Raw genomic sequence first — 24236 nt, 5'->3', positions numbered from 1 at the left:
AGCAAGACTTGGAAAACTATATTATCTTTCCTCTTGTTTCTTTCATCTTGCGTCTTTCATCTTAAAAGTCTAATCTACAAAACCTACAAATACTTCGTTTTCAATAATTTTAATTGGATAAGTTGCTATTTTAAAATCGTCCCCGTTTAAGTTGGAACCGTCTATTAATGAGAAAGTTTTTTTATGCATCGGACAAGCAATTTTCGGAATATCATCTGTAGATCCTGTCATTCCTCTTGCCAAAACCATTTCCATTTTATGCGGACAGGCATTTTGGCAAGCATACCATTCGTTGCGGCGTGCAAAATTGAAAATAGCAATTTGTTTGTTTTTGTATTTGATGCAGCCGCCACGATTGGTTGGGAAATCTTCTACTTTACCAGCTTTGAACCAGATTGTTGCTTCGCTTGGATGAACTGTTGCGTATTGATTTAAAATTTCTTCCATTTTAATAAGTTTTTTGTTTCTGTTCTTATCCCTCTTTTTACAATCAGGAGAGTTTGATGGCGCAGTAAAAAAGAGGGTAAGAGGACAGCAAACGTTTGTGATATTTTTTTCTTTTTTGGAGCTGATTTTTGTTTAGATTGAAAATTGCTCGCAAAGACGAAAAGACGCTAAGTTTTTTCTTTAAGCTTTTATAATTTGACTTTGCGACTCTGTGTCTTTGTGAGATTAAAACAACTTTTTAAGTCCACGCTTTTGGCGCTTTCTGATCTCGTAACGGAACAAAAACAACATTGTCATCTTTCTCTTCTGAGTTAACAAAATGATTGAAACGTTTTAATAATCTTGGTTTTTCTAATACTTGTTTCCATTCGCATTCAAAAGTATTTACCAAAGTCTGCATTTCGGCTTCTAAGGTTTCGCATATTCCTAAACTATCTTCAATAATGACTTTTTTCAAATATTCTAAACCACCGTCGAGTTTTTCTAACCAGGTTGCAGTTCGAATTAACGGACCAGCGGTGCGGATATAATACATTAAAAAACGATCCAGATATTTTATAACGGTTTCTTTATCGATTTTTTCTGCTAATAAAACAGCGTGTTTTGGGTTTGCGCCGCCATTTCCTGTGATGTATAAATTCCAACCACCTTCAACAGCAATAAGTCCGAAATCTTTTCCGCGAGCTTCAGCGCATTCACGAATACAGGCCGAAACGCCACCTTTTAATTTATGCGGAGAACGGATTCCTTTATATCTGTTTTCAAGTTCGATTGCAAATCCTGCGCTGTCATCCATTCCGTAGCGACACCACGCATTTCCAACACAACTTTTTACGGCTCGAAGCGATTTTCCGTAAGCGTGACCACTTTCGAAACCATTATCGATTAAGATTTTCCATATTTTTGGCAAATCGCTTAAATGTGCGCCAAATAAATCAACACGTTGCGCTCCGGTAATTTTAGTATATAAATCAAATTGTTTGGCAACTTCTCCAATCACAATTAATTTCTGGGCAGTAATTTCTCCTCCAGCAACTCTTGGAACAACAGAATAGGTTCCGTTACGCTGAATATTAGCCAGAAATCTATCGTTTGTATCTTGTGTTGTAACATGTTTATTCGCAGTATCATTATAAATACTCGAGAAAATAGAAGCTACAACCGGTTTGCAAACTTCGCAGCCGTCGCCTTTGCCATGATGATCGATAACTTCATAGAAATTCTCGTATTTGTTGATTTTTACCAAATCAAATAGTTCCTGACGTGTATAACTAAAATGCTCGCAAATCACATCTTTGATTTCTTTTCCCAGTGATTTTTGAGTGGCTTTTACCAAATCAGAAACCATAGGTTTGCAACCACCGCAGCCAGAAGTAGCTTTGCTATGTTTGACAACATCTGAGAAATTGGAGCACGTTTCGTCTAAAATTGAACAACAAATAGAACCTTTCGTAACATTTTCGCAAGAACAAATTACAGCAGAATCCGGTAAGTCTAAAACGCTTCCTAAACTTGAACCTTCAGAACCATCTCTGGAACCTAAAATCAAATCTTCGGGATTTTTAGGCAATACCATTGCATTGCTGTAAATCTGAAATAGTGAATTGTAATCGCTTGAATCTCCAACCAAAATTCCGCCTAATAAGGTTTTAGAATCTTTGGTAACATTGATTCTTTTGTAGATTCCGCTTAATTTATTCTCATAAATAATGGCAGTTACATCATTATTTTCTGCAAAAGGATCACCAAAACTAGCAACTTCAACACCAATTAACTTCAATTGTGTCGACATATCGATGGTTTCTCTCATGGTTTTAGAACCCTTTAAGATTTGTTCGGCAGCTACATCGGCCATTTCGTAACCCGGAGCAACAAGTCCGTAAATGTTTTGATTGTAAAGCGCCACTTCGCCAATCGCATAAATAGAAGGATCTGATGTCTGCATTTGATTGTTTACCACAACGCCGCCTCGTAAACCCACTTCAAGCCCTGAAACCCTGGCCAGTTCATCACGAGGTTTGATTCCGGCAGAAATAACCAACATGTCTACTTTTAACAATTCATCATTGGCAAACATCATTCCTGTTATGCATTCCTTTCCATCGATATATTGTGTCGCTTTATTGAGATGAATGCCAATATTTAGTTCCTCAATTTTAGATTGCAGCATATCGCTCGCGCCTTTGTCTAATTGTCTCGGCATCAAACGCGGAGCAAATTCGACCACATGCGGATTCAAACCTAAATCGCGAACCGCTTTTGCAGCTTCAAGACCTAATAAACCTCCACCTAAAACAGCTGCTTCTGTAGCGCCTTTTTGTTTTATTTTTTTTGCGTAGGTCATAATCGCATCCAGATCTTCGATAGTTCTGTAAACAAAAACACCTTCTTTTTCGACGCCATCAATAGGAGGGACAAATGCTGAGGATCCTGTTGCTAAAACTAAGTAATCGTACGTATGGATTTTTTCTAAATGGGTATGTATTGTTTTTTCCTGACGATTAATATCTGTAATTAATTCAGAAGTATTTAGCGTAATATTGTTTTCTAAGTACCAATCACTTGTTGATAATGATAAATCATCTGCCGTTTTTCCTCCAAAGTATTCACTTAAATGAACACGATCATAAGCACGTCTTGGTTCCTCGCCAAATACGGTAATCTGATACTTTTCATGTCCTGATTTTGAAACGAACTTTTCGCAAAATTTATAACCAACCATGCCGTTTCCAACTACTATTACTCTAATCATGATTTCTTTAATTAAGTTTTACTATGCAAATATAAGTATTTATACTTATTATAATACTTAAGTAATTTGTTTTTTTTAATTAAAAGAGAGTTTAAATTACGTATTTTATCTTAATCTTTTGCGTAGTGTGGCTTTTGAGGAAATTCGGTAAGTGATAATTATTATAAATTTGAAAAGATTCTAAATAAGGATTTCGAAAAAATGTCGTAAATTGATAAGAATTTTATATATGTTTTATTTAAATAAAATATTCTTAACATAAATTCTATGAAAAAAGCACTTTTATTTTTGCTATTGCTATCATTAATAGTAGGTTGTAAATCTACAGCCGGCAAAATCTCAGATACAAAAGGAGCCATTTCTGAGTATGGAACTCAGGAAGATCAAATGAAATATTACTTTACTGCGACCGGAAATGAACCTTTCTGGGCATTAAAAATGGGAATAGAAGGTATTGAGTTTACCTCTTTAATTTCCGGGAAGGAAAAACTTATTTTTCCGGCAACTGAACCTATAAAAGCGATGGATGCCAATATAAAGATGTACAAAGCGAGTAATGAAACTGCTACCGCAACAATTACGGTTCAGCAATTAGAATGTCAAAATTCTATGTCCGGTGCAATTTCTCCTTATAAAGTTTCAATTGAAGTTAAAAATAATACGGAACTTACTTTTGCAAAATTAAGCGGATGCGGCAATTATAATACAGATTATCGTCTTCACGATATTTGGGTCCTGGAAGAACTAAACGGTTTTAAAGTTTTTATAACTGATTTTCAAAGAGAATTACCACGTCTTGAAATTAACTCTTCTGAAAATAAATTTATGGGTTATGGAGGTTGTAATGCCATCAGTGGCAGTATTTTTTATGAAAAAGAGGTATTAAGATTTACAAAAGTAATTGCAACTGAAATGGCTTGTGGTACAGGAAATAAGGAAAACCAGTTTATAAAAGCGCTGCAAAATATAACCACTTATTCGATTGGAGATAATAGACTGACGCTTTCTAATCCTTCAGGCAAACTTTTGGTCTTTAGAAAAGTAGATTAGAATCTTTTCTTTTAATACGTCATAATTTGTTTAAGAAAGGTTAATTACAAAAGAAATTAAATATTTAAGGCTTCGCTAAATTATTAGCGAAGCCTTTTTTTGATTTTGTTTATTTCAATTAACCACCCTCATTTGCTTGATCAACTAATGTCAATAGTAGTGTGGTTGCTTCGTTCCTCGCAATGACAAATATTAAGCTAAAAATAAAAAAATCCGCGAAAATCCGTGTTTTCGCTTTAGTGAATCCGTTTAATCCGCGTGCTATTTCTCATTGCTAATCCAACAATTCCTTAGGATCTTCCTGTTGTTCTTCTTCAATAAAATCCAGTTCTAAAGCTCGAACAGTCTGAACAGCATTTCCTGCAATTCCGCGAATCGATCCGTACATTCCTAAAGTATTATGAACTACTTTTTCGATTTGCTTTTCGCGTTGCTTCCAGATACGCTGCATCGCTCTTTTTTCGGCATCAAGATCGCCCTGCATTTGGGTAAAACCTTCAACAATTCCTTCTATCTGCAAACGGAATTCATTGCTGGTTAAAAAATCATATAACATCGACATTTTATCGCCTTTATTTTCCTGTGCCTGAACGGCCTGACTAATCTGAATCAGGGATTGACGTAAAACAGCGCTTAATCCTTTAAATTCTTCATAAGTACAAATCCATATTCCGTCGCGCATTCCCATTCGGTCCATTCCGGCTGGCATAACTTCAGTAACCAGAACTCCAATATTGGCTCTTTTTGTTCTGATATCGTTTTTAAATTTCTCAATCCAAGCCGGTTGAAAGGCCTTGGTACGTTTACTTTCGTAATAAATTGAACCACAATTTTGTAGTTCACGTGTATTTACAATCTGAAGACAATCTGCTCCATTAGCTCCTTTTTTAATCTCATCGATGCTGTCTAGTGGAAAGTTATTTGCCAGCCATTCTTCGATAGCTAACTCCATTACTTCGCCTTGTAATTGCATAGAACCTTGTTCCTGCTTGCGTTTCATTTCCTCGATCAACTTTTTTTGATCATCAGATTGTTTTTGATATTCTTTGATTTTTAGCTCGTTTTTTTCCTCTTCCTGTTTGCGTATTTTATCACGTTCCAGAACAAGAGTAGCGTTAAGCTGCTTTTGAGCTTCGGCTTCGATGGCTTCTTTCATCTCCAGTTTTTCACGCTGAAGTTTAGCAATTTCGCCTGTCATTTTATTAAGTTCACGAAGTTTTTCTGATTTTTCAGAAAGTTCTTTTTCCATCGAAAGTAAACGATCTTTATTTTCTTCGTCGAGTTTGGTTTTTAGTTTTTCGGTAATTTCTTTTTCTGCTACCTTTTTTTCACGTTCCAGGCGTTCTGCAAAAAGTTCATTTTCCTGTTTCTTTTTGGCTTCAAATTCGGTTTTTGCTTTTTCGAATTGCTCGTTTTTAAGTTCTAATTCTCTGGTTTGAGCATTTGCCTTTTGTTGAAATTCTTTACGAATACTATCTTCTAACTGATGTTTTAGAATATCATTTACATCGATAGTTGTTCCGCAATTTGGGCACTGAATTGAAGATTGCTCTGCCATTTTTATTGATTTTATTTAGGTAATGTAATAATCTGCTAAGGTATTTAAAAGTTCTCTTTTTATGATTGAGATTTGTGTGATAAATTGTAACGATTTTTATAGCCAAAAATCCACGAATTGTTTTTTGTTTTATTACTTGAGTGCAATTTAAATGTTTTTTAGAATTAAATTTTACGGATTTCCTTTATTGTAAATTAATCTCGCAAAGTCGCGATCCCGAGGCTTCGGGAGCAAAGTTTTAATAATTATTGGATTAACCGCACTATTTGTCATTTCGAGGAACGAGAAATCTCCGCAAGAAACTCCGAAACGAGAGTATAAGCTTTGTAGAGCTACTCACGGAGATTTCTCGTTCCTCGACATGACAAAAAAGAGAAAAAACTTTGCGCCTTGGCGACTTTACGAGATTAAATTATAAAACATCTCAGTTTGAACTACTTTTTATTCAATAGAAAATCGACAGCAGTTTTTGTAATTTCAGAATCGTCTTCTTTAGATGTGATAATCGAAACATCGGTAAATAAATTGACTTTCTTTAATTCGATAAAACCTATTTCCGGATCTTGATTGTTCTTAACTATATTTGATGGAACAATAGAAATTCCCAAACCGTTTTTCACCAATTGTACAATCGAATTAATATTGTTTGATTCATGAACAACTTGTGGCGTAAAACCATAAAAGGCGCATAATTCAAGTAAAACTTCGTGATAATGAGGAGCGTAATCTTTATTGAAAAATACAAAAGTTTCGTCTTTTAGATTCGGAATTTCCTTCTCGGAATTAATTTGAATGATACTTTTGTTATAAACGACTGAAAATCCATCCTGAAACCACAATTGCGATTTTATTTTTGGTGATTTTACAGGTGATCGAATAATTCCTAATTCAATTTTACCTTGTTCTAAAGCGTCTAATTGTTTTGTGGTAGAAATTTCAAAAAGTTTAAAATTGACATATGGAAATTGGTCTTTTAAATATTTTATTAGTTCTGAAATTACGGATGAGTAAATAGAACTGATATAGGCGATTCTGAATTCCCCCGAAACATTCTCTGCTATTTTCTTCGTTTTTGCTGACATACGCTCCAAATTCTGAAAAAGTTCCCGCACTTCCTTTTCAAAATATTTTCCTGCTTCTGTGAGTTCTACTTTTTTATTGTTTCGGATAAATAAACGCGCCTGAATTTCTTCTTCGAGTTCGATAATTTGTCGGCTTAATGGAGGTTGAGAAATAAAGAGTTTCTCAGCAGCTTTTGTGAAATTTAATTCTTCGGCTACAGCCAAAAAATATTTTAAGTGACGTAATTCCATGAATGCTTATTAAGTATTAATAATTGACAAAATAAGTATTTTCAAAGTATATATCAAAGTGGTAGTTTTGATAAAAAATAGATGGCTCACGGATGACACAGATTTAAATGCTTTGCACGAATTTTTTCTTTGTGCGCTAAAAAAGTTATGCTACAGATTAGAAGGATTAAAATGATTTTTAAAATTATGCTTAAAAATCTGTGTAAATGTTTTTAATCTGTAGCAAAAAGGACCTGCGTTAATCAATTAAATCTGTTTCATCCGTGGGCAATTAAAACAAAAAGTTATGAAAAAATCAACTATTACTGAGATTAAAGAAAGATTCGATAATGATGTCGAACGATTTTCGAATTTAGAAACCGGTCAAGTTGCGACAATTGATGCTACAATTTCTTTAGAATTAATTACGGAAGCTTCTAAAAGAATTGTGCCAAATGCTCAAAATATATTGGATATAGGTTGTGGCGCAGGGAATTATACTTTAAAAATGCTTTCGAAAGTTTCAAATTTAAATTGCACTTTGGTCGATTTGAGTTTACCGATGCTGGATCGGGCTTTTGAAAGAGTATCGGCAGAGACGAATGGAAAAGTAGAAGTGAAGCAAGGTGATATTCGTGAGGTTGATTTGTCTGAAAATCATTTTGATATTATTTTGGCCGGAGCGGTTTTACATCATTTACGTGATGATCAGGATTGGGAAACAACTTTTGATAAAATATTTAAATTATTAAAACCCGGTGGCTGTTTTATGATTTCGGATTTGATTACACAAGACACAGATTTGTTGAATGAATATACCTGGCAGCGTTATGGAGATTATCTGGAAGGAATTGGCGGTGCAGAATATCGCCAGAAAGTTTTGGATTATGTTGAGAAAGAAGACACGCCCAGATCTATGAATTACCAATTGGATTTAATGAAAAAAGTTGGTTTTAAAAGTGTTGAAATTTTACACAAGAATATGTGTTTTGGCGCTTTTGGCGGGATTAAATAGTTATTTTCTACCACGAATTCACGAATTTATTTTTAAAATCTGTACGTAACATATTGGATTAATTCGTGAATTCGTGGCGAAAAAAAATTATAAGATTTGAACCGTTTTGTAAACCTGAATCGGAGATGAAACTAAACTTTCGCTTTTGCCAATAAAATCAAGTAAATACGGTTGATTATTATGGATATCAAGACCTGTCTGATCTTTCCATTCTTCCCAAATAATAAAAACATTTTCACTATGGTGAAGATCGTAACGAACACAAGCAGCTTCTTTTCTGGTTTCAGTAACCAAATGATTTAACATACTTTGAACTTGTTCTATATTTTCGGTTTTGCTTTTAAATATTGCTGTAATTGAGATCATAATTATAAATTTTTAAAAGTTTGTTCTAAGTGATTTGTGTAGTTTTTCTTAAAGATGTCAATGTTTTCTGCAGTTGCACCTTTTTCAACGTCGTGAAAGTGGAAACCATCTAGTTTTTCCATACCTACAAATTTATTCATTTTATGAAAACCAAACATCGCTCCGTCATCTACAGATGTTTCTTCAAAGAATTCTCCCGGAAGTGTAAAAGCAGTTGCAGGCGCATTCCAGCTTGTGGTAAGCATGTATTTACGACCGTGTAATTGTCCGCCGGTTCCGTAATTAATATCCGGGTTTGTTCTGGTTCTTCCGTCACTTTTGTAAATTCCTTTGTTGTGTCCGGCGGTGAAAACGTCGTCAATGTATTTTTTGAAAAGATTAGGTAACTGAAACCACCAAACTGGTGTATGATATACTACAACGTCTGCCCAAACAAATTTTTCGACTTCTTCGTCAAGATCAAAATCTTGTTTGATGTCGGTTGTTTTAATTTCGAATTGCTTACTGTTTTTTAAGTATTCGATTGTCCAATCGGTAACGGTTTGGTTGAATTTTCCACCTGAATGTGCGAAATTTTGACTTCCGTTGATGATAAATATTTTCTTCATAATTGTAATGTTCTTATGTATTCGTGATTTTGTGTGAGGGATAGAAGTGAAAATCCTTTTTTATAAATTTTTCTATTTATAAAAAAGATTGTAACGAATAGCCCGACCCGCTTTTTCTGCGGGTCACACCCAAATTATTTTTATAAATTTTTGAGATTTTTTAAACACATAGAGACATAGATTTTTCTTTTTTGGAAAAGGTAGTTGAAAGAAACTAGTTTCTAACACATAGCTATGTTTGTTAATGTAAGTGAATCGCCTTTTTAAGATTGCTAAAAGCTATGATTCTATGTGTTTAAATATTATTTTAATTTTGAAATTGCCTGATTAATGAAATCTAATTCAGAAACTGATAAGTCAAAATCTAATGTTTTTGCGTTTGAAATTGCTTGTTCTGCGTTTCTTGCTCCGGCTAAAACTATGGTAATTCCTTTTTGTAAAGTGGTCCAGCGTAAAACTAATTGCGAAATTGAAATGTGTTTTGCATTTGCAAGAGAACTCAATTCTTCGACTAAAGTTTTTACTTTTTGAAGATCAAACTGACCGAAATATCCGTTTCTGTGATCGTTGTCTTTTAGTTTACTGTCGGTGAAATATTTTCCGGTTAATAAACCTCTTTCCATTGGGCTGTAAGCAATGATTCCGATGTTTTCCTGAATGGTAAGCGGAACTAAATCAGTTTGAATTGCTTGGTTCAGCATACTAAACGGAACTTGATTTGATGCTAATTGAATTGTTTTTTGCGCTTCCTGAATTTGTTCTGTGCTATAATTACTTACTCCGGCTGCTCTGATTTTTCCTTGCTGAATCAAGGTTTCCAATGCTTCCATAGTTTCATGAATAGGCGTTGTTGCGTCTGGCCAGTGAATTTGAAGTAAGTCGATATAATCAGTTTGAAGGCGTTTTAAGCTTTCTTCGACTTCTTTGATAATGTTTGCTTTTGAAGCATTTTTATAAACCGGGATTTTTTTTCCGTTGTCTTCTGCATCAAAAAAGAATTCTCCTTTGCCGTTATTGCTTCCGTCCCAAACTAAACCAAATTTGGTTAATAATTGCACTTTTGATCGGTCTTGGGTTTTTAAAGCTTCACCGATCATTTCTTCGCTTAATCCAAATCCGTAAAAAGGAGCGGTGTCAATTGTGGTAACACCGTGATCGATTGAAGCATGAATTGAAGCGATAGAATCTGCTTTCTCGTTTCCGCCCCACATGTTTCCACCAATGGCAAATGCACCGTATGTAATAGTTGATAATTCGAGTTCGCTATTGCCTAATTTTCTATATTCCATAATGTTGTATTTTAAATCTTAAATTTCACTTGGCAAAATTATACCATTTTTAAGAGTGTTAAGTTGTATATATTTGTCTTTTTTATGTAAATTTGTAGCCGAATTAATAAAGTACATTATGAAAAAAGAAAATTTATACGAGCCTTTTACGGTTTCTTTTGAAACTCTGGATGAATATCCGGATGTTGGAGATCGTCATAATTTCTTTGAATTGGTTTATATTTTAGGCGGAACTGGAAGACAATGTATCAACAAAAATATTTTTGAATATGATGCGGGACATATGTTTTTGTTGACGCCTGAGGATTGTCATAATTTTACGATTGAGACTAAAACGAAGTTTTTCTTTTTGAGATTTAATGATATTTATTTGAAAAATTCCAGTTTGCAAAATGAGAATATTCAGCGTTTAGAATATATTCTCCAGAATGCGAATCATCAGCCGGGTTGTATTTTGAAAAATGATGCGGATAAATGTCTGGTAAAAGTGATGGTTGAAGCGATTATTCGCGAACATCAGGATAAAGATGTTTATAATAAAGAATTGATTCAGCAATTGGTGAATACCCTGATTATTGTGGTTGCGAGAAATATTGCGAAGTATTTGCCGGAGCAGGTAAATATTGGTTGTGAAGCGAAAGCGATGGATATTTTACAATATATTCAGAATAATATTTATTATCCTGAAAGAATTAAAGCGGAATCACTTAGCGAATATTTCGGGATTTCGAATACGTATTTAGGACGTTATTTCAAGAAACATGCTAATGAAACGATGCAGCAATATATTAGCAATTATAAAACGAAATTAATCGAACATCGTCTACAATTCAGCGATAAACGAATTAACGAAATTGCATATGAATTTGGCTTTACGGATGAAAGTCACTTCAATAAATTTTTTAAGAAACAACGCGGGAATAGTCCATCTGAATTTAGGAGAACGATTCGTGTTAGTGCGTGATGTAATGGCACGCGGATAACACGGATTCGCAAGCGAAAACACGGATTATCGCGGATTTTTTTTAGATTAAAATGATTTTAATCTTGATTTTCTTTGCCGTTTATAAAATCGAAATGCTCTGTTTTACCTGTTTTTAGGTTGTTGATTTCGTTTTTCAGAAGTTCTTCTAAAGATTCGGCTACTATATTTCGTTCCCAGGATTCATTTTGAAGTTCTATGATTTGTCCAAATTTTCCTTTTTCGGCCGGATCAGTATCGTAGAGTAAATAATCTCCATTTCTTCCTGTTGCAAACGGAATCCATTTTGGGTTTGCGTAGTTATTAGTTTGAATTTTTTCAAGATCTATTTCCAGTTCGGGAAGATCGTCTTCGTCAAATTGTAAATCTTGTATCGAATTCCATTCTTCTTTAATATCTTCAAACGGAATAAGATCGTAAGTCCAGCTGCCTATTAAAAACTGAAAAGCAGAAGTCACAGCATCATATTCTACATTTTGAATTTTATAAAAATTCTGAAGTGCTGCCGGTATTTCGATTTCTTCTTCAAGGATTGAATGTTCTTCTAAATCTTCTGCAGAAATACCATCTGTAAGATTGTAATAATCATTGTCTTTAGAAACAATTTTGCTTATTTCCTCAATCCATTCTTTCCATAATGACTCAAAATGCTTGAATTTTTCATCAATAGGCATTTTCTGTTTTTCTACTTTTTCTTCGTATGCAGAAATGTCAATTGCTGTAATTTTATCTTCTTCTTTATCAAACCATACGCTGATTCCGTTAAGGATAAAAGCGCCTGTTTTGTCGCCTTTAAAAAGCTTTACCAATTGACTTTTGTTAGATTCGTAAAATTTAAAAAGTTCTTGTCCATCAAAAATAAAATCTCCGGTAAAAGGATTTTTCGAGCAATAATCATAATGGCCAAATTTCAGGTCAAGCATTATGTTTTCTGCATTTGTTCCTTCTTTAGAAAATGCAATAATACCGTGATTATCCCAAGTATAAATATGGTTGTATTGTTTTTTTAAATGTCGACATTCTCCCAAAGTCTTTTTTAAAATATCTATAGCAATCGGAAACTGAACGGTAGTATTATTAATTTGAAAATCCGTTTTAGATAATGAAAACTTTGTCAAGATTACTATTTTTAGAGGTTAATAAGAAAAAGAAAGATGCATTAAATTATTTTTTTGATCACACGTAGTTTATGGGTGTGTTTGTTGATTTCAGGATTATAAATCCCCAAATGATCCAGGCGGTCAATACGCACTTTCCCACTGGCGTGAATGATGTAATTATTGTCCATAATAATTCCGACATGAATGATATTTCCTTCGTCATTATCAAAAAAGGCCAAATCACCAGCTTCGCTTTCTTCAATAAAACTCAATGGTTCTCCCTCAAGTGCTTGCTGTGAGGCATCACGATGTATTTTGTATCCGTTTAGCTTATAAACCATTTGTGTAAAACCGGAACAGTCGATTCCAAAAGGTGTTTTCCCTCCCCAAAGGTAAGGTGCGTTCAAATACATAAAAGCAGTATTTATTAAAGCGCTTTTAGGCTTTGTACCACTTGTTTTTGTGCCTTCGAATTCGAAATTTGCTGTATTGATTTCATTATTATTTAAAAAAGATAATGATGCACCAAGCGGAATAGGTAATAATAAATTTTCGGGTGCACTAATATAATCAATCAAATCAGCATTAAGAATAATGGCGTCATTGCTTAGTTGATTATAATGTGCTTCAGAAATTACCTGATATTGCTTAGAATCTACCCAGCCTTCGTAATCATCGTATTGTATTTTTATTCGTGCCCATTGATTTTGGCGTTCTAAAATCTCGATGTGCTCGCCAAACAAAAGTTGTGTAACGATTTCACTTCTGTCACTTGGCTCAGATCGAACGGGTACTATGGCTAGATTACAAATTCCGAACATTTAAGGTCATTTATTAGTTGAAAATCAGGAGTTATTTACAATGAAATAACTCCTGATGTAATTTTATTTAAGCTCTTTCGATAACAATTGCCGAAGCACCGCCACCGCCATTGCAAATTGCTGCAGCTCCGGTTTTGGCATTATTTTGTTCTAAAACATTTAGTAAAGTTACAATGATTCTTGCTCCTGAGCACCCAAGAGGATGACCTAAAGAAACTGCACCACCATTTACGTTTACCTTATCGTTATCAAGACCAAGGATTTTTGAATTGGCTAGTCCAACAACTGCAAATGCTTCATTGAATTCAAAATAATCAACATCGCCAATCGCAATTCCTGCTTTGTCCAGGGCTTTTGGTAAAGCTTTTGCCGGGCTTGTCGTAAACCATTTTGGTTCCTGAGCAGCATCTGCATAACTTTTTATGTAGGCTAGAGGTTTTAATCCTAATGCGATTGCTTTTTCTTCAGACATTAGAACTAAAGCTGCAGCGCCATCATTTATTGTTGATGCATTTGCAGCAGTAACAGTTCCGTCTTTTGTGAAAACAGCACTTAATGAAGGTATTTTGTCCAGTTTTACATTGGTGTATTCTTCATCTTTAGAAACGATGATTGGTTCACCACGTCTTTGTGGAACTTCTACAGGAACAATTTCGTTATCGAATTTTCCAGCATCCCAGGCTTTTGCGCTTCTTTCATAAGACTGAATGGCAAAATTATCCTGTTCTTCACGGCTGATGTTATATTCAGTTGCACATAAATCAGCGCAAACTCCCATTGCGTTGTTATCGTAAGCATCTGTCAAGCCATCTTTTTGCATTCCGTCAAGCATTGTTGAAGGACCAAATTTAGTTCCGTTACGCATTTGTACGTAATGCGGAATCAAACTCATGTTTTCCATTCCACCGGCAACAACAATTTCTGCATCACCGCAAGCGATTGCCTGTGCAGCAAACATTACGGCTTTCATTCCTGAAGCACAAACTTTGTTTACAGTTGTAGCGGCAACTTCTTCAGATAAGCCTGCAAAAAGTGCTGCCTGACGCGCTGGTGCCTGGCCAACTCCGGCTTGCACCACGTTGCCCATGAAAACTTCATCAACTAATTTTGGGTCTAGGTTAATTTTTTGTAGTGCTCCTTTTATAGCGGCAGCACCTAATTTTGGTGCGGGTACGGTAGATAACCCTCCCATGAAACTTCCGATAGGTGTTCTAACGGCAGAAACGATAACAACTCTTTTGTTCATTTTCTGTATTATTAGTTAATAAAGCAAATTTACTCTTTATTTGAATAAATTCAAATTTTGGGGCAATTCGATTGGATTTTAAATTTAATATCAATTTTTTGTTAATTCTATATGTTTGATTGTGAAGCGGTTTAAAAAAAAGATTGAAAAAAGTGAAAAAAAAGCGCCGAAATACTTGTGAGATATGGAATGTTGTCTTACATTTGCAACCGCAAAACAGAACACGTTTCTTGAGCTTGGAGAGGTGCCAGAGCGGTAATGGAGCAGATTGCTAATCTGTCGACGGGTAACCGTCGCCAGGGTTCGAGTCCCTGTCTCTCCGCTTAATAAATTTGCCTTCGGGGTGTAGCGTAGCCCGGTTATCGCGCCTGCTTTGGGAGCAGGAGGCCGCAGGTTCGAATCCTGCCACCCCGACAGAAACTTTTCCATAAAGTTTTAAAACAAATGGACGCATAGCTCAGCTGGATAGAGCACCTGCCTTCTAAGCAGGCGGTCGAAGGTTCGAATCCTTCTGCGTTCACGAAAAGCCACTCATATCGAGTGGCTTTTTTGTTTTGTATTAAATTGGTTTTAGTAGCGTAGCTCAGCTGGACAGAGCATCCCAATTTTTAATCGGGACGGTCGAAGGTTCGAATCCTTCTGCGTTCACGAAAAGCCACTCATATCGAGTGGCTTTTTTGTTTTTTATTAAATTGAAAATTTGATGAGCTACTTTTATATTTTATATTCCAAGTCTTTAGATCAATATTATATTGGTCATACATCTGAAAGTTTAGAGGAACGATTGCGTAAACATTTATCAAATCATTCTGGATTTACAGCAAAAGTGAAAGATTGGACTGTAATTTATTTTGAAGAATTTGAAACCAAATCATTAGCTTATAAACGTGAATTGGAAGTAAAGAAATGGAAAAGTAGCGTGAGAGTTAAAAAGTTAATAAATGATTCATATAAATAATGGAGAGCTGGATAGAGCATCCCGATTTATAATCGGGACGGTCGAAGGTTCGAATCCTTCTGCGTTCACGAAAAGCCACTCATATGGAGTGGTTTTTTTGTTTTGTATTAAATTGGTTTTAGTAGCGTAGCTCAGCTGGACAGAGCATCCCGATTTTTAATCGGGACGGTCGAAGGTTCGAATCCTTCTGCGTTCACGAAAAGCCACTCATATCGAGTGGCTTTTTTGTTTTTTATTAAATTGAAAATTTGATGAGCTACTTTTATATTTTATATTCCAAGTCTTTAGATCAATATTATATTGGTCATACATCTGAAAGTTTAGAGGAACGATTGCGTAAACATTTATCAAATCATTCTGGATTTACAGCAAAAGTGAAAGATTGGACTGTAATTTATTTTGAAGAATTTGAAACCAAATCATTGGCTTATAAGCGTGAATTGGAAGTAAAGAAATGGAAAAGTAGCGTGAGAGTTAAAAAGTTAATAAATGATTCATATAAATAATGGAGAGCTGGATAGAGCATCCCGATTTTTAATCGGGACGGTCGAAGGTTCGAATCCTTCTGCGTTCACGAAAAGCCACTCATATCGAGTGGCTTTTTTGTTTTGTGTCAGTATCAGATTTGTCTTCATGGATTTTTTGAATGATAAGATTGAGTTTTAATTTTAATTTAAATGACATTTTAGCAACTGGTAATTCTCTAAGAAATATGTATATTAGTAGTATACAATTTAATCCGATTTAAGGTTGTTCTCTAAAAAATAAATATTTCTAAAACCAATATTTTTTTATGAATATTGCCTATAATTGATTTTGAAAATAAATATTATGGAAAATTTAAAAAAGGTTTATATCGCCGGTGGATGTTTTTGGGGCATGGAGGAACTGTTTCGTGTACGTCCGGGTGTAAAAAATACTGAGGTTGGTTACATTGGAGGAGATAATGAAAATCCAACTTACGAAAATCATCCAGGGCATGCAGAAGGGATGGAAATTACGTATGATACTGAAATCACTTCTTTTAAAGAGTTGTTAGATTACTTTTTCAGGATGCATGACCCAACTACAATAGACAGGCAAGGCAATGATAGAGGTTCAAGTTACAGATCAGCTATATTTATTCAAAATGAAGAGGAAAAACAAATTGCTGATGAAGTGATTCAAATCGTTGATCAATCTGGTAAATGGCCAAATAAAGTAGTTACAACTCTGGAACCTTTTACTAAATTTTGGCCGGCTGAAGAGTATCATCAGGATTATCTTATCAAGCACCCGAATGGATATACCTGCCATTTTGAGCGATTTGGCACTTCGTTTTTGTAATTTTATAATAAGTTGATAATTTCTATTATCAATTATAAAAAAAATAAGCCAGACATTNNAATGTCTGGCTTATTTTTTTTCTGATTATGAGAACTAGTTTACAACTACTGCTTCATTCGTATAAACAACACCTTCGTAGCAGGCATTATAAATATCTTTTAAATCGTCTACGTTTGTTACTCTTGGATTAAAACCGGTACATGGATCAATTAATGCATTATTTGCAATATAATCCAGGTTTTTTATCCAGTCTTCTTTTGAAATTCCAAATTCTTTTATAGAAGAAATATTGTTGACTTTTTTTCTTAATCCTTCAATTGCCTGCGCCAATTCTTCGGCTGTTTCAAGTCCGATTACTTTTGCTAATGACGGAAATTTAGAAGTAGCTGCAGCATTATATCGAATAACGTTAGGAAGGAAGATCGCATTTGCACATCCGTGTGGAATGCCATATAAAGCGCCAACCTGATGAGAAAGTGAGTGAACAATACCTAACCATGCATTATTAAAAGCTAAGCCTCCCATAAACGAAGCATCGTGCATGTTTTGACGCGCTGTAATATTTGACGGGTTTTTTACAGCTTCTTCCAGATTATCAAAAACAATTTGCAATCCGCCTTTCGATAATACATCAGCAAAATTGTCATCAATATTAGAAACATAAGCCTCAACGCAATGTGTTAAAGCATCTAATCCCGTATTTGATGTTACGTGAGCTGGCATCGAAGCACAAATTTCGCCATCGATTATGGCAATATCAGGCGTTAATTCATACGATACAATTGGATATTTTACCCCTTTTTCGCGATCTGTGATTACGGCTAAACCTGTCGTTTCAGTTCCTGTTCCGCTGGTAGAAGGAATTGCTATAAATCTGGCTTTGTTTCTAAGTACAGGTACGTTAAAAGGTTTAATAAGTGAATCAAATTCTGTATTTGGGTGTTCATAAAAAATCCACATTGTTTTAGCGGCATCAATTGCAGAACATCCACCAATACCTACGATCCAGTCTGGCTGAAACTCAAGCATTGCTTCTGCACCTTTAAAACTGGTTGCTGATGACGGATCTTCTTCTACACCATCAAATACAAAAGTTTCTATTCCTGCTTCGTTCAAAAATGCCAGAGCTTTGTCCAGCGTTCCGCTTTTTTTCATTGAACTTCCGCCGGTTACGACAAAAGCCTTTTTACCTTTTATATTTTTTAATTCTTCAAGACTTCCGGGACCATGGAAAACTTCTCCTGCAACAAATAATTTGCTCATCTTTAAATAGTATTTAATTATTGATGCAAAGTTAAATAGGAGGGCAGGGCAGGATGTTATACAAACAGGACTATGCTGTATAAATTTGCGCCAGTTCCTGCTGAAGTTCCGTAGGTGTTTCTTTGAGTTTTGCCCGGACAAATTTATTCAGGGCTGATGGAGAACTAAATCCCAAATCGAATGCAATTTCTTTGTGTGAGAGATCAGAAAACAACAATTGGCGTTTTATTTCTGTCAATATCCGGTTATGAATCGCATTTATAGCAGTTTCTCCACAATGTTTTTTTGTTATTTCATTGAGCTTTTTAGGACTGATGGCAAGTTGTGAAGCGTAATATTGTACCGTGCGTTCGCTTCTATATTGTTGATTTAATAGTTTTTTAAAACCAATATAAATATGCTGATTTGTTTTTTGATGCAATACAGGATGTTGGCCATGCACTGATTCTATAAGTCCTAACAAGAAAACTTTGATGTAAAAACGGGCTTGTTCTTTTTTTACAAGACTTGGTTTGTTGTAAATATTCTGAATGCTTTTTACAAGAATAATTGCTTCTTCAAATTCCGGGTTTGAAAGTGCTGTACAATTAAGGTTTGCAGAAAGATTTACATTATAAGGACTTAATTCGTTTTTTAATATATCGGAACAAAATAGTACTTCTTCAAATAAAATTATTTTACCGGTTAAATCATCAGTGAAATTAGAGATAAAACAAATTTGTTCTGGAAAGATAACAGAAATTTTCCCTGCCTTAAGAAAATGAATTTTGTCTTCGATCTGTATTTCAACTTTTCCTGTTTCTACGATTAGAATAAAAAAATGATCGTTTTTATGTGGCTGCTGATAGTGCTCTATATGTTCTTTTTCTAAATCAAAAACACGGAAAGACAAATTTTTATCTTCTGCTTTTTGAAGGATTTTCTTAAGCTCGGATCTTTTTATGTTCATTAAATTATATTTCTAAAATCAAACCACTTTAAGAAAAAGCAGCCTGATTTTAAGGGATTTTAGTATTGAATTTTTATCGGTTTAATGAAGCGCTTTCTTTCCAGAATTTATCAAATAAGGTGAAAAGTTCATTAGCATCAACATCAATTTCAGAAGCTGAATACATTAATGTCAATAGATTGGTATTGTTGTTATAAGCGATATTCCAAAGCATTTTTGAAAGTCTTCCTTCGTATTTTTCAGGATTGTTAATGCTAACAACGACTAAAGTATCTCCTCCGGTTTTTTGTAATTGAATATCAGCTACATCTTGCCATTTTACAATACCAAAAGATTTTGAAACAGGTGTGGTTTTGCCATAAAAATTTTCTTTATTTAATTCAATTAATGGGCTTTTATCTTTTAAACTCAGAACGCTTTTTAATAAAAGAATAAACATAATTAAAAATGCTCCGGATGAAAACACAAGTGGTTTGATTTTTAGTTCGCCATCAAATATTCCGGCGCTATAAATAATAACAAGTAATAAAATAATACAAACTCCCAGAGAAGTAAATAATAGATTTTTTGTTTTTTTTGAATTTCTAAATAATTTAATTTCTTTTTCCATCGTGTCTTTCGGCTTAGATTTAATTTGTTTTGTAGAATAATTTTAACAAAGGTATGAAACTCATTAAAAATAGAGTCCTCTTTTAAAGTGTACCAAATCTGGTTTTTTTATAAAATTATTAATATGCTTTGATTTTTTTTCTTTTAGAAAAGAATTCCGGATGTGTTTTTTTTCTTTAATTATTTTTTAGAATATCTTTTTTATTTTTTAAATACGCAAGTTTCTCAATTTCTTTAAGGAACTCAGCATCAAACTCAGAATAGGCTCTTAAAGTGTATTTTTTATCTCTGTTTTGCATGACCAAACGAATTTTTTGAACCATTAACCAGATCGGTTCATATCGTTTGTGTCCCAGAAGATATTGTATTTGTAATATGGAGAATTTTCTTTTCGAAAGTGTCATTAATTCGATACAAATCATCCAGTATTTAACAGGTAAATTAGAGTTTTCCATCACTGTTCCAGAGCGAAGACTAAGTCTGTTGCCACATTTTTTGCATTGAAATTTTAGATCTACTCTTCTGAATGAATGCAAATTGTGTTGGCATTTCTTGCAAACTAAACCATTTTGAAGACGTTTATTTTTTAACTCTTCAATGCAGTTTTCTTCATTTTGATATTTTTCAAAGTATTCCCTTAATTCCATTTATTAAAATTTCATTTAGGCAATAAATATAAAAGAATCTGTGTTAGAAATCAGATTAAATAAAAAAAGAGAACATTCAAGTCGAATATTCTCTTTCAGAATTATAAAAAAAATACAATTACAGTTTTTCTACTATTTCTTTTTTGTACTTATTAAGAATAGATTTTGTCATACCCAAATTAGCTTTGGTTGAATCTACTGCTAAATAAATAAAATATTCGCCATTATCAGAAACATCAATAATATGAATTTGAGAAGTAAGCGTAATCATTACATTATCTATTACCTGACCTGTTAAATTTAAGGCTTTTATAGCATTCATTTTTGCTTTAACCACTTCAAGATTAAATGCAGACGCTAATTCCGGATCGAAATCGCTTAGAACAGATTGTGAATAATATGACATTCCGCTTTTGATTTCGGCTACAGAAACCGCAATAAAACCAGGTACATTTTTTTTGAGATCTTCTCCAAATTGTTTTAAAAAATCAGACATAGGTATTTATTTAAATTAGGTTTTTGGAAATCCTTTCTTGTGGATTTTTTGCAAAATTATAGATATCAATCTATTTAATTATCCGCAATACGTACCTGTAATTGTTTTTTTTACCACTAATAAGCTTTTAAGTTAAAAATCAGCAATTGTTTAAATAAATAACCCAGATTTTAAATCGGTTTTTGAAAAACTGTAGAATGTGAGATATTTATTGGGTTAATCCTGTTTTTTATTGAGTCAATGTAGTTCATCCAAATGAGGTACATTTATTTTTAAAGCTCAAAATAACCTCAATTTAATTCTTATAAATGCATTTCAAATATCTTCTGATTTTTTTAATTTTATTTTCAATCAAATCAAATTCGCAAATTTTAGAGACTAAAAAAAATTTCCGTGCGGCAGATTCGCTGCTGAAAGAACCCAGTTTTTCGGTTCATAAAGACAATTATTTTTTAACAGGCGTACCCATAAATACAGATATCACGCGTGATAATGCAGATGTTAAATATCAGGTAAGTTTTAAACTTCGATTGAATTCAAAACCGTTATGGGGGGGATTTTTTCCTTATTTGATGTATACTCAAAAAGCCTTTTGGGATATTTATGCAAGTTCAAAACCATTTTCAGAAATTAATTTTAATCCTGGTGTAGCTATTGTTCGTCCGTTTTATTTAAAAGGAAACAGATTAACATACGGAACAATCTCCCTCGAACACGAATCAAACGGAAGAGATTCTATTTATTCCAGAACCTGGAACATGCTTGCATTTTCGTTAAAGTCTCAGATTTCCCCACGATGGATTGTTGGTTTGCGAGGATGGATTCCGCTTGTTGATAAAGAAGATAATCCTGAACTGACCAAATATGTAGGATATGGTGAAGCAAGTGCAACCTATCAAATACAACCCGGAAGATGGAGCGCCGATATTCTTTTCAGGAAAGGAAGCGGTCTTATTAATTACGGATCCCTGCAAACGCAAGTAAACTGGCGACCGTATAAAAGCGAGAATTATTATCTCACGCTGCAATGGTTTGTGGGTTACACAGAAAGTTTAATAGATTATCAGGAACATAAAAGTATGGTGCGTATAGGATTTACGATTAAACCTGAAAATATGGGAATTTTTTAAATTTAAAACCTTAAAAATTATATCAAAAGCTACTTTTCTTAAAGTAGCTTTTTTTGTTTTGTGCAATAGTAAAACATCAAAAATACGTCTCTAATAAATTTATAATCATTACCAATACTCTTTTAAAAATGTTGTTGGTCGAAATAGTATCAAATAGAACATTCATTTATTTTAAATTTATGCGGTAGTTAACCTTCAAACCGAATTATTTAAAGTCCAGATGAAAAATATTTTTTTATTACTGAGTTTTTTTTGTTTCATAAACCCAATCTCTTCGCAGGAATTGACAAAATCTCCTGAACCATTTGGTCCTTTGCCCACTCAAAAACAAGTCGACTGGCAGGAAATGGAGTTTTATGCTTTCGTGCACTTTTCCTTAAATACATTTACAAACAAAGAATGGGGTTATGGCGATGAATCTCCGGAACTGTTTAATCCAACCAATCTTGATGTAAGGCAATGGGCGAAAGTTGTAAAGGCGGCTGGTATGAAAGGTATCATTTTAGTTGCAAAACATCATGATGGATTTTGCTTGTGGCCATCTGCTTATACAGAGCGATCGGTAAAAAATTCTCCGTGGGAAAAGGGTAAAGGCGATCTTGTAAAAGAACTGGCTGCTGCTTGCAAAGAATATGGTTTAAAATTAGGATTGTACCTTTCTCCCTGGGACAGAAGCCGTGCAGATTACGGAAAACCTGAATATGTTACCTATTTTAGAAATCAGCTAAAAGAATTATTGACAAATTACGGCGATGTTTTTGAAATGTGGTTTGATGGCGCAAACGGAGGTGACGGATATTATGACGGTGCAAATGAAACCAGAAAAATAAATACGCTTGAATATTACAACTGGGATGAAACCTATAAATTAATTTATAAAACCGCACCAAAAACTTTGGTTTGGGGCGTTGGACCATCAGAAGCAAGATGGATTGGAAATGAAGAAGGACGCGCAGGAAAAACAAATTGGAGTCTTTTACGCCAGAAAGATGAACTGGCAGGAAAAGTACATTATACAGAGTTTATGTCCGGTCATGAAGATGGAGAAAAATGGGTTCCGGGCGAAGCAGATGTTTCAATACGACCAGGATGGTTTTATCATGCTGTTGAAGATGATAAAGTAAGACCGCTGGACGAAATGGTTGACATTTATTATGAATCAATAGGTCGAAATGCAACTTTACTGCTTAATCTTCCGGTAGATAAAAGAGGCTTGGTTCATGAAAATGATGAAAAAAGATTAAAAGAATTAGTTGCGACGATCCAAGAAGATTTTAAAACGGAATTATTAGCAGGCAGTAAAATCACAACAGATAATATAAGAGGAAACAACGCTGAATTTGGAACAAAAAATGTAACTGACGGAAATAAAAACACGTATTGGGCGACGGATGATAAGGTGAAATCTGCTTCGATAATTTTTGAATTTAATAAGCCAACAACGTTAAACCGTATTCTGCTTCAGGAATATATATCATTAGGACAACGTATTAAAGCATTTAATATTGAAGCAAAAGTAGACGGAATCTGGAAAACCGTTGCAACGGAAACTACTATAGGTTACAAAAGAATTTTAAGAATCGACCGAGTTATGGCATCAGCACTTAGAATAAATATTACCGATTCGAAAGCAAGTATTGTGATTTCTAATATTCAGGCATATAATGCGCCAACTTTTGTTCGCATGCCGGAAATTCAACGCGATAAAAACGGGAATATCACAATGAAATCTGAAGAAGGAAATCCTGTTTATTATACGATTGACGGAAGTAATCCAACAAAAAAGAGCACATTATATAAAGGAGAATTCAAATATAATAAAGCGGTTGTGATTAAAGCAGTTGCAATTAATGCCGATGAAAACATTAGTAGCGCAGTAAAAACTTCAAAATACGGTGCTTCTAAAGAAAATTGGAAAATAGTAACGGTTTCCAGCGGAGACTTAAATTCAGCAAACCGAATTATCGACGGAAATCCAAATACAGACTGGAGCTTTGGTGGTGATTCTAACAAACTCCCGCAGGAAATAACGATCGATATGGGAAGTGTTTTGAGTGTAAACGGATTTACTTATGTTCCGCAGCAAGTAGGTAATAATCTCAATTTAATTTCGAACTATGAATTCTACACCAGCGTTGATAATGTAAAATGGATTTTGAAATTTCAGGGAGAATTTTCGAATATAAAGAACAATCCAATCGAACAGGTAAAGACGTTTAAAAAAGATAAAGCAAGATATATTCGTTTTGTTGCCAAGTCAGCGGTAGGGAAGGGAGCGACGGTTTCGATTGCAGAAATAAATGTAATCGAAACACTATAACGGCTTTTGATT

Annotated in this window: 22 protein-coding genes, 5 tRNA genes and 1 pseudogene; 13 read left to right on the top strand and 15 right to left on the bottom strand. The window is 34.2% G+C overall.

Annotated features, from left to right (window positions below):
- Positions 1-69: 69 nt before the first annotated feature.
- Both nirD and nirB read right to left on the bottom strand, forming a co-directional pair.
- A complete protein-coding gene (nirD, locus tag BXU01_RS09045; protein WP_083692871.1) occupies positions 70-447 on the bottom strand; it encodes a nitrite reductase small subunit NirD in 378 nt (125 codons plus the stop codon).
- A 238-nt stretch (positions 448-685) separates the two neighbouring features.
- Positions 686-3199: a nitrite reductase large subunit NirB gene (gene nirB, locus BXU01_RS09040; protein ID WP_083692870.1), complete on the bottom strand. Its 2514-nt coding sequence runs from the start codon at positions 3197-3199 to the stop codon at positions 686-688.
- A gap of 267 nt (positions 3200-3466) precedes the next feature.
- On the opposite strand from nirB, the gene BXU01_RS09035 reads away from it, so the two are divergent.
- The gene (locus BXU01_RS09035) at positions 3467-4249 is read left to right on the top strand and encodes an META domain-containing protein (RefSeq protein ID WP_083692869.1); all 783 of its coding nucleotides are present in this window, start codon (positions 3467-3469) and stop codon (positions 4247-4249) included.
- Positions 4250-4523: 274 nt separating this feature from the next.
- Here BXU01_RS09035 and BXU01_RS09030 read toward each other — a convergent pair whose 3' ends face one another.
- Positions 4524-5807, bottom strand: a complete 1284-nt coding sequence (locus BXU01_RS09030) for a DUF2130 domain-containing protein (RefSeq protein WP_083692868.1) — start codon at positions 5805-5807, stop codon at positions 4524-4526.
- A gap of 434 nt (positions 5808-6241) precedes the next feature.
- On the bottom strand, positions 6242-7120 hold the full coding sequence (locus tag BXU01_RS09025) for a LysR family transcriptional regulator (protein ID WP_083692867.1): 879 nt from the start codon (positions 7118-7120) through the stop codon (positions 6242-6244).
- A gap of 286 nt (positions 7121-7406) precedes the next feature.
- Here BXU01_RS09025 and BXU01_RS09020 point away from each other — a divergent pair, with 286 nt between their 5' ends.
- Entirely contained in the window at positions 7407-8114 is a 708-nt protein-coding gene (locus tag BXU01_RS09020) for a class I SAM-dependent methyltransferase (RefSeq protein ID WP_083692866.1), read from the top strand.
- 87 nt (positions 8115-8201) lie between these two features.
- Here the strand turns inward: BXU01_RS09020 and BXU01_RS09015 are convergent, their stop codons facing one another.
- The 3 genes from BXU01_RS09015 to BXU01_RS09005 all read right to left on the bottom strand — a co-directional run bounded on the left by BXU01_RS09015 (position 8202) and on the right by BXU01_RS09005 (position 10377).
- Positions 8202-8480, bottom strand: coding sequence for a putative quinol monooxygenase (locus BXU01_RS09015; protein ID WP_083692865.1), 279 nt, complete (start codon positions 8478-8480; stop codon positions 8202-8204).
- 2 nt (positions 8481-8482) lie between these two features.
- Entirely contained in the window at positions 8483-9088 is a 606-nt protein-coding gene (locus BXU01_RS09010; RefSeq protein WP_083692864.1) for an NAD(P)H-dependent oxidoreductase, read from the bottom strand.
- 302 nt (positions 9089-9390) lie between these two features.
- Positions 9391-10377 carry an aldo/keto reductase gene (locus BXU01_RS09005; RefSeq protein WP_083692863.1) on the bottom strand — a complete coding sequence of 329 codons (987 nt, stop codon included), beginning with the start codon at positions 10375-10377 and terminating at the stop codon, positions 9391-9393.
- A 118-nt stretch (positions 10378-10495) separates the two neighbouring features.
- Between BXU01_RS09005 and BXU01_RS09000 the strand changes: the two genes are divergently transcribed.
- A complete protein-coding gene (locus BXU01_RS09000) occupies positions 10496-11341 on the top strand; it encodes an AraC family transcriptional regulator (RefSeq protein WP_083692862.1) in 846 nt (281 codons plus the stop codon).
- Between the two features lie 77 nt (positions 11342-11418).
- Here BXU01_RS09000 and BXU01_RS08995 read toward each other — a convergent pair whose 3' ends face one another.
- From BXU01_RS08995 to BXU01_RS08985, 3 genes are all read right to left on the bottom strand, one after another.
- Positions 11419-12477, bottom strand: a complete 1059-nt coding sequence (locus BXU01_RS08995) for an SMI1/KNR4 family protein (protein WP_083692861.1) — start codon at positions 12475-12477, stop codon at positions 11419-11421.
- 41 nt (positions 12478-12518) lie between these two features.
- Positions 12519-13280, bottom strand: a complete 762-nt coding sequence (locus tag BXU01_RS08990) for a C40 family peptidase (RefSeq protein WP_083692860.1) — start codon at positions 13278-13280, stop codon at positions 12519-12521.
- A gap of 67 nt (positions 13281-13347) precedes the next feature.
- Positions 13348-14526 carry an acetyl-CoA C-acyltransferase gene (locus tag BXU01_RS08985; RefSeq protein ID WP_083692859.1) on the bottom strand — a complete coding sequence of 393 codons (1179 nt, stop codon included), beginning with the start codon at positions 14524-14526 and terminating at the stop codon, positions 13348-13350.
- Between the two features lie 238 nt (positions 14527-14764).
- Here BXU01_RS08985 and BXU01_RS08980 point away from each other — a divergent pair.
- The 8 genes from BXU01_RS08980 to msrA all read left to right on the top strand — a co-directional run bounded on the left by BXU01_RS08980 (position 14765) and on the right by msrA (position 16810).
- A tRNA-Ser gene (locus BXU01_RS08980) sits at positions 14765-14848 on the top strand.
- 17 nt (positions 14849-14865) lie between these two features.
- Positions 14866-14940: transfer RNA gene (locus BXU01_RS08975), tRNA-Pro, on the top strand.
- Between the two features lie 32 nt (positions 14941-14972).
- A tRNA-Arg gene (locus tag BXU01_RS08970) sits at positions 14973-15046 on the top strand.
- A gap of 183 nt (positions 15047-15229) precedes the next feature.
- Complete coding sequence (locus tag BXU01_RS08960; protein WP_083692858.1) at positions 15230-15484, top strand: GIY-YIG nuclease family protein; 255 nt, start codon at positions 15230-15232, stop codon at positions 15482-15484.
- 1 nt (position 15485) lies between these two features.
- A tRNA-Ile gene (locus tag BXU01_RS08955) sits at positions 15486-15552 on the top strand.
- A gap of 183 nt (positions 15553-15735) precedes the next feature.
- Complete coding sequence (locus BXU01_RS08945; RefSeq protein ID WP_083692858.1) at positions 15736-15990, top strand: GIY-YIG nuclease family protein; 255 nt, start codon at positions 15736-15738, stop codon at positions 15988-15990.
- Position 15991: 1 nt separating this feature from the next.
- Positions 15992-16058: transfer RNA gene (locus BXU01_RS08940), tRNA-Lys, on the top strand.
- Between the two features lie 257 nt (positions 16059-16315).
- A complete protein-coding gene (gene msrA, locus BXU01_RS08935; RefSeq protein ID WP_083692857.1) occupies positions 16316-16810 on the top strand; it encodes a peptide-methionine (S)-S-oxide reductase MsrA in 495 nt (164 codons plus the stop codon).
- A 93-nt stretch (positions 16811-16903) separates the two neighbouring features.
- Here the strand turns inward: msrA and BXU01_RS08930 are convergent, their stop codons facing one another.
- From BXU01_RS08930 to BXU01_RS08910, 5 genes and pseudogenes are all read right to left on the bottom strand, one after another.
- Positions 16904-18073, bottom strand: coding sequence for an iron-containing alcohol dehydrogenase (locus tag BXU01_RS08930; RefSeq protein ID WP_083692856.1), 1170 nt, complete (start codon positions 18071-18073; stop codon positions 16904-16906).
- 70 nt (positions 18074-18143) lie between these two features.
- Complete coding sequence (locus BXU01_RS08925; RefSeq protein ID WP_083692855.1) at positions 18144-19022, bottom strand: helix-turn-helix transcriptional regulator; 879 nt, start codon at positions 19020-19022, stop codon at positions 18144-18146.
- 73 nt (positions 19023-19095) lie between these two features.
- On the bottom strand, positions 19096-19632 hold the full coding sequence (locus tag BXU01_RS08920) for an STM3941 family protein (protein WP_083692854.1): 537 nt from the start codon (positions 19630-19632) through the stop codon (positions 19096-19098).
- Positions 19633-19825: 193 nt separating this feature from the next.
- A pseudogene (locus tag BXU01_RS08915) lies at positions 19826-20278 on the bottom strand (transposase); the annotation flags it as partial.
- 118 nt (positions 20279-20396) lie between these two features.
- Complete coding sequence (locus BXU01_RS08910; protein WP_055096394.1) at positions 20397-20774, bottom strand: hypothetical protein; 378 nt, start codon at positions 20772-20774, stop codon at positions 20397-20399.
- A gap of 308 nt (positions 20775-21082) precedes the next feature.
- On the opposite strand from BXU01_RS08910, the gene BXU01_RS08905 reads away from it, so the two are divergent.
- On the top strand, positions 21083-21904 hold the full coding sequence (locus BXU01_RS08905; RefSeq protein ID WP_055096397.1) for a phospholipase A: 822 nt from the start codon (positions 21083-21085) through the stop codon (positions 21902-21904).
- A gap of 220 nt (positions 21905-22124) precedes the next feature.
- On the top strand, positions 22125-24224 hold the full coding sequence (locus BXU01_RS08900) for an alpha-L-fucosidase (protein ID WP_083692852.1): 2100 nt from the start codon (positions 22125-22127) through the stop codon (positions 24222-24224).
- Positions 24225-24236: the final 12 nt, after the last annotated feature.

This window comes from [Flexibacter] sp. ATCC 35103 (genome assembly GCF_001975985.1).
Taxonomy (GTDB): Bacteria; Bacteroidota; Bacteroidia; order Flavobacteriales; family Flavobacteriaceae; genus Flavobacterium.
The sequence above is the reverse complement of the archived record's forward strand: the minus strand, read 5'-3'. Positions and strand labels throughout refer to the sequence as shown.

Bases quoted from the DNA above. Each gene is read 5' to 3' on its own strand.
- nirD (WP_083692871.1), bottom strand. From the start codon at position 447: ATGGAAGAAATTTTAAATCAATACGCAACAGTTCATCCAAGCGAAGCA.
- nirB (WP_083692870.1), bottom strand. From the start codon at position 3,199: ATGATTAGAGTAATAGTAGTTGGAAACGGCATGGTTGGTTATAAATTT.
- BXU01_RS09035 (WP_083692869.1), top strand. From the start codon at position 3,467: ATGAAAAAAGCACTTTTATTTTTGCTATTGCTATCATTAATAGTAGGT.
- BXU01_RS09030 (WP_083692868.1), bottom strand. From the start codon at position 5,807: ATGGCAGAGCAATCTTCAATTCAGTGCCCAAATTGCGGAACAACTATC.
- BXU01_RS09025 (WP_083692867.1), bottom strand. From the start codon at position 7,120: ATGGAATTACGTCACTTAAAATATTTTTTGGCTGTAGCCGAAGAATTA.
- BXU01_RS09020 (WP_083692866.1), top strand. From the start codon at position 7,407: ATGAAAAAATCAACTATTACTGAGATTAAAGAAAGATTCGATAATGAT.
- BXU01_RS09015 (WP_083692865.1), bottom strand. From the start codon at position 8,480: ATGATCTCAATTACAGCAATATTTAAAAGCAAAACCGAAAATATAGAA.
- BXU01_RS09010 (WP_083692864.1), bottom strand. From the start codon at position 9,088: ATGAAGAAAATATTTATCATCAACGGAAGTCAAAATTTCGCACATTCA.
- BXU01_RS09005 (WP_083692863.1), bottom strand. From the start codon at position 10,377: ATGGAATATAGAAAATTAGGCAATAGCGAACTCGAATTATCAACTATT.
- BXU01_RS09000 (WP_083692862.1), top strand. From the start codon at position 10,496: ATGAAAAAAGAAAATTTATACGAGCCTTTTACGGTTTCTTTTGAAACT.
- BXU01_RS08990 (WP_083692860.1), bottom strand. From the start codon at position 13,280: ATGTTCGGAATTTGTAATCTAGCCATAGTACCCGTTCGATCTGAGCCA.
- BXU01_RS08985 (WP_083692859.1), bottom strand. From the start codon at position 14,526: ATGAACAAAAGAGTTGTTATCGTTTCTGCCGTTAGAACACCTATCGGA.
- BXU01_RS08960 (WP_083692858.1), top strand. From the start codon at position 15,230: ATGAGCTACTTTTATATTTTATATTCCAAGTCTTTAGATCAATATTAT.
- BXU01_RS08945 (WP_083692858.1), top strand. From the start codon at position 15,736: ATGAGCTACTTTTATATTTTATATTCCAAGTCTTTAGATCAATATTAT.
- msrA (WP_083692857.1), top strand. From the start codon at position 16,316: ATGGAAAATTTAAAAAAGGTTTATATCGCCGGTGGATGTTTTTGGGGC.
- BXU01_RS08930 (WP_083692856.1), bottom strand. From the start codon at position 18,073: ATGAGCAAATTATTTGTTGCAGGAGAAGTTTTCCATGGTCCCGGAAGT.
- BXU01_RS08925 (WP_083692855.1), bottom strand. From the start codon at position 19,022: ATGAACATAAAAAGATCCGAGCTTAAGAAAATCCTTCAAAAAGCAGAA.
- BXU01_RS08920 (WP_083692854.1), bottom strand. From the start codon at position 19,632: ATGGAAAAAGAAATTAAATTATTTAGAAATTCAAAAAAAACAAAAAAT.
- BXU01_RS08910 (WP_055096394.1), bottom strand. From the start codon at position 20,774: ATGTCTGATTTTTTAAAACAATTTGGAGAAGATCTCAAAAAAAATGTA.
- BXU01_RS08905 (WP_055096397.1), top strand. From the start codon at position 21,083: ATGCATTTCAAATATCTTCTGATTTTTTTAATTTTATTTTCAATCAAA.
- BXU01_RS08900 (WP_083692852.1), top strand. From the start codon at position 22,125: ATGAAAAATATTTTTTTATTACTGAGTTTTTTTTGTTTCATAAACCCA.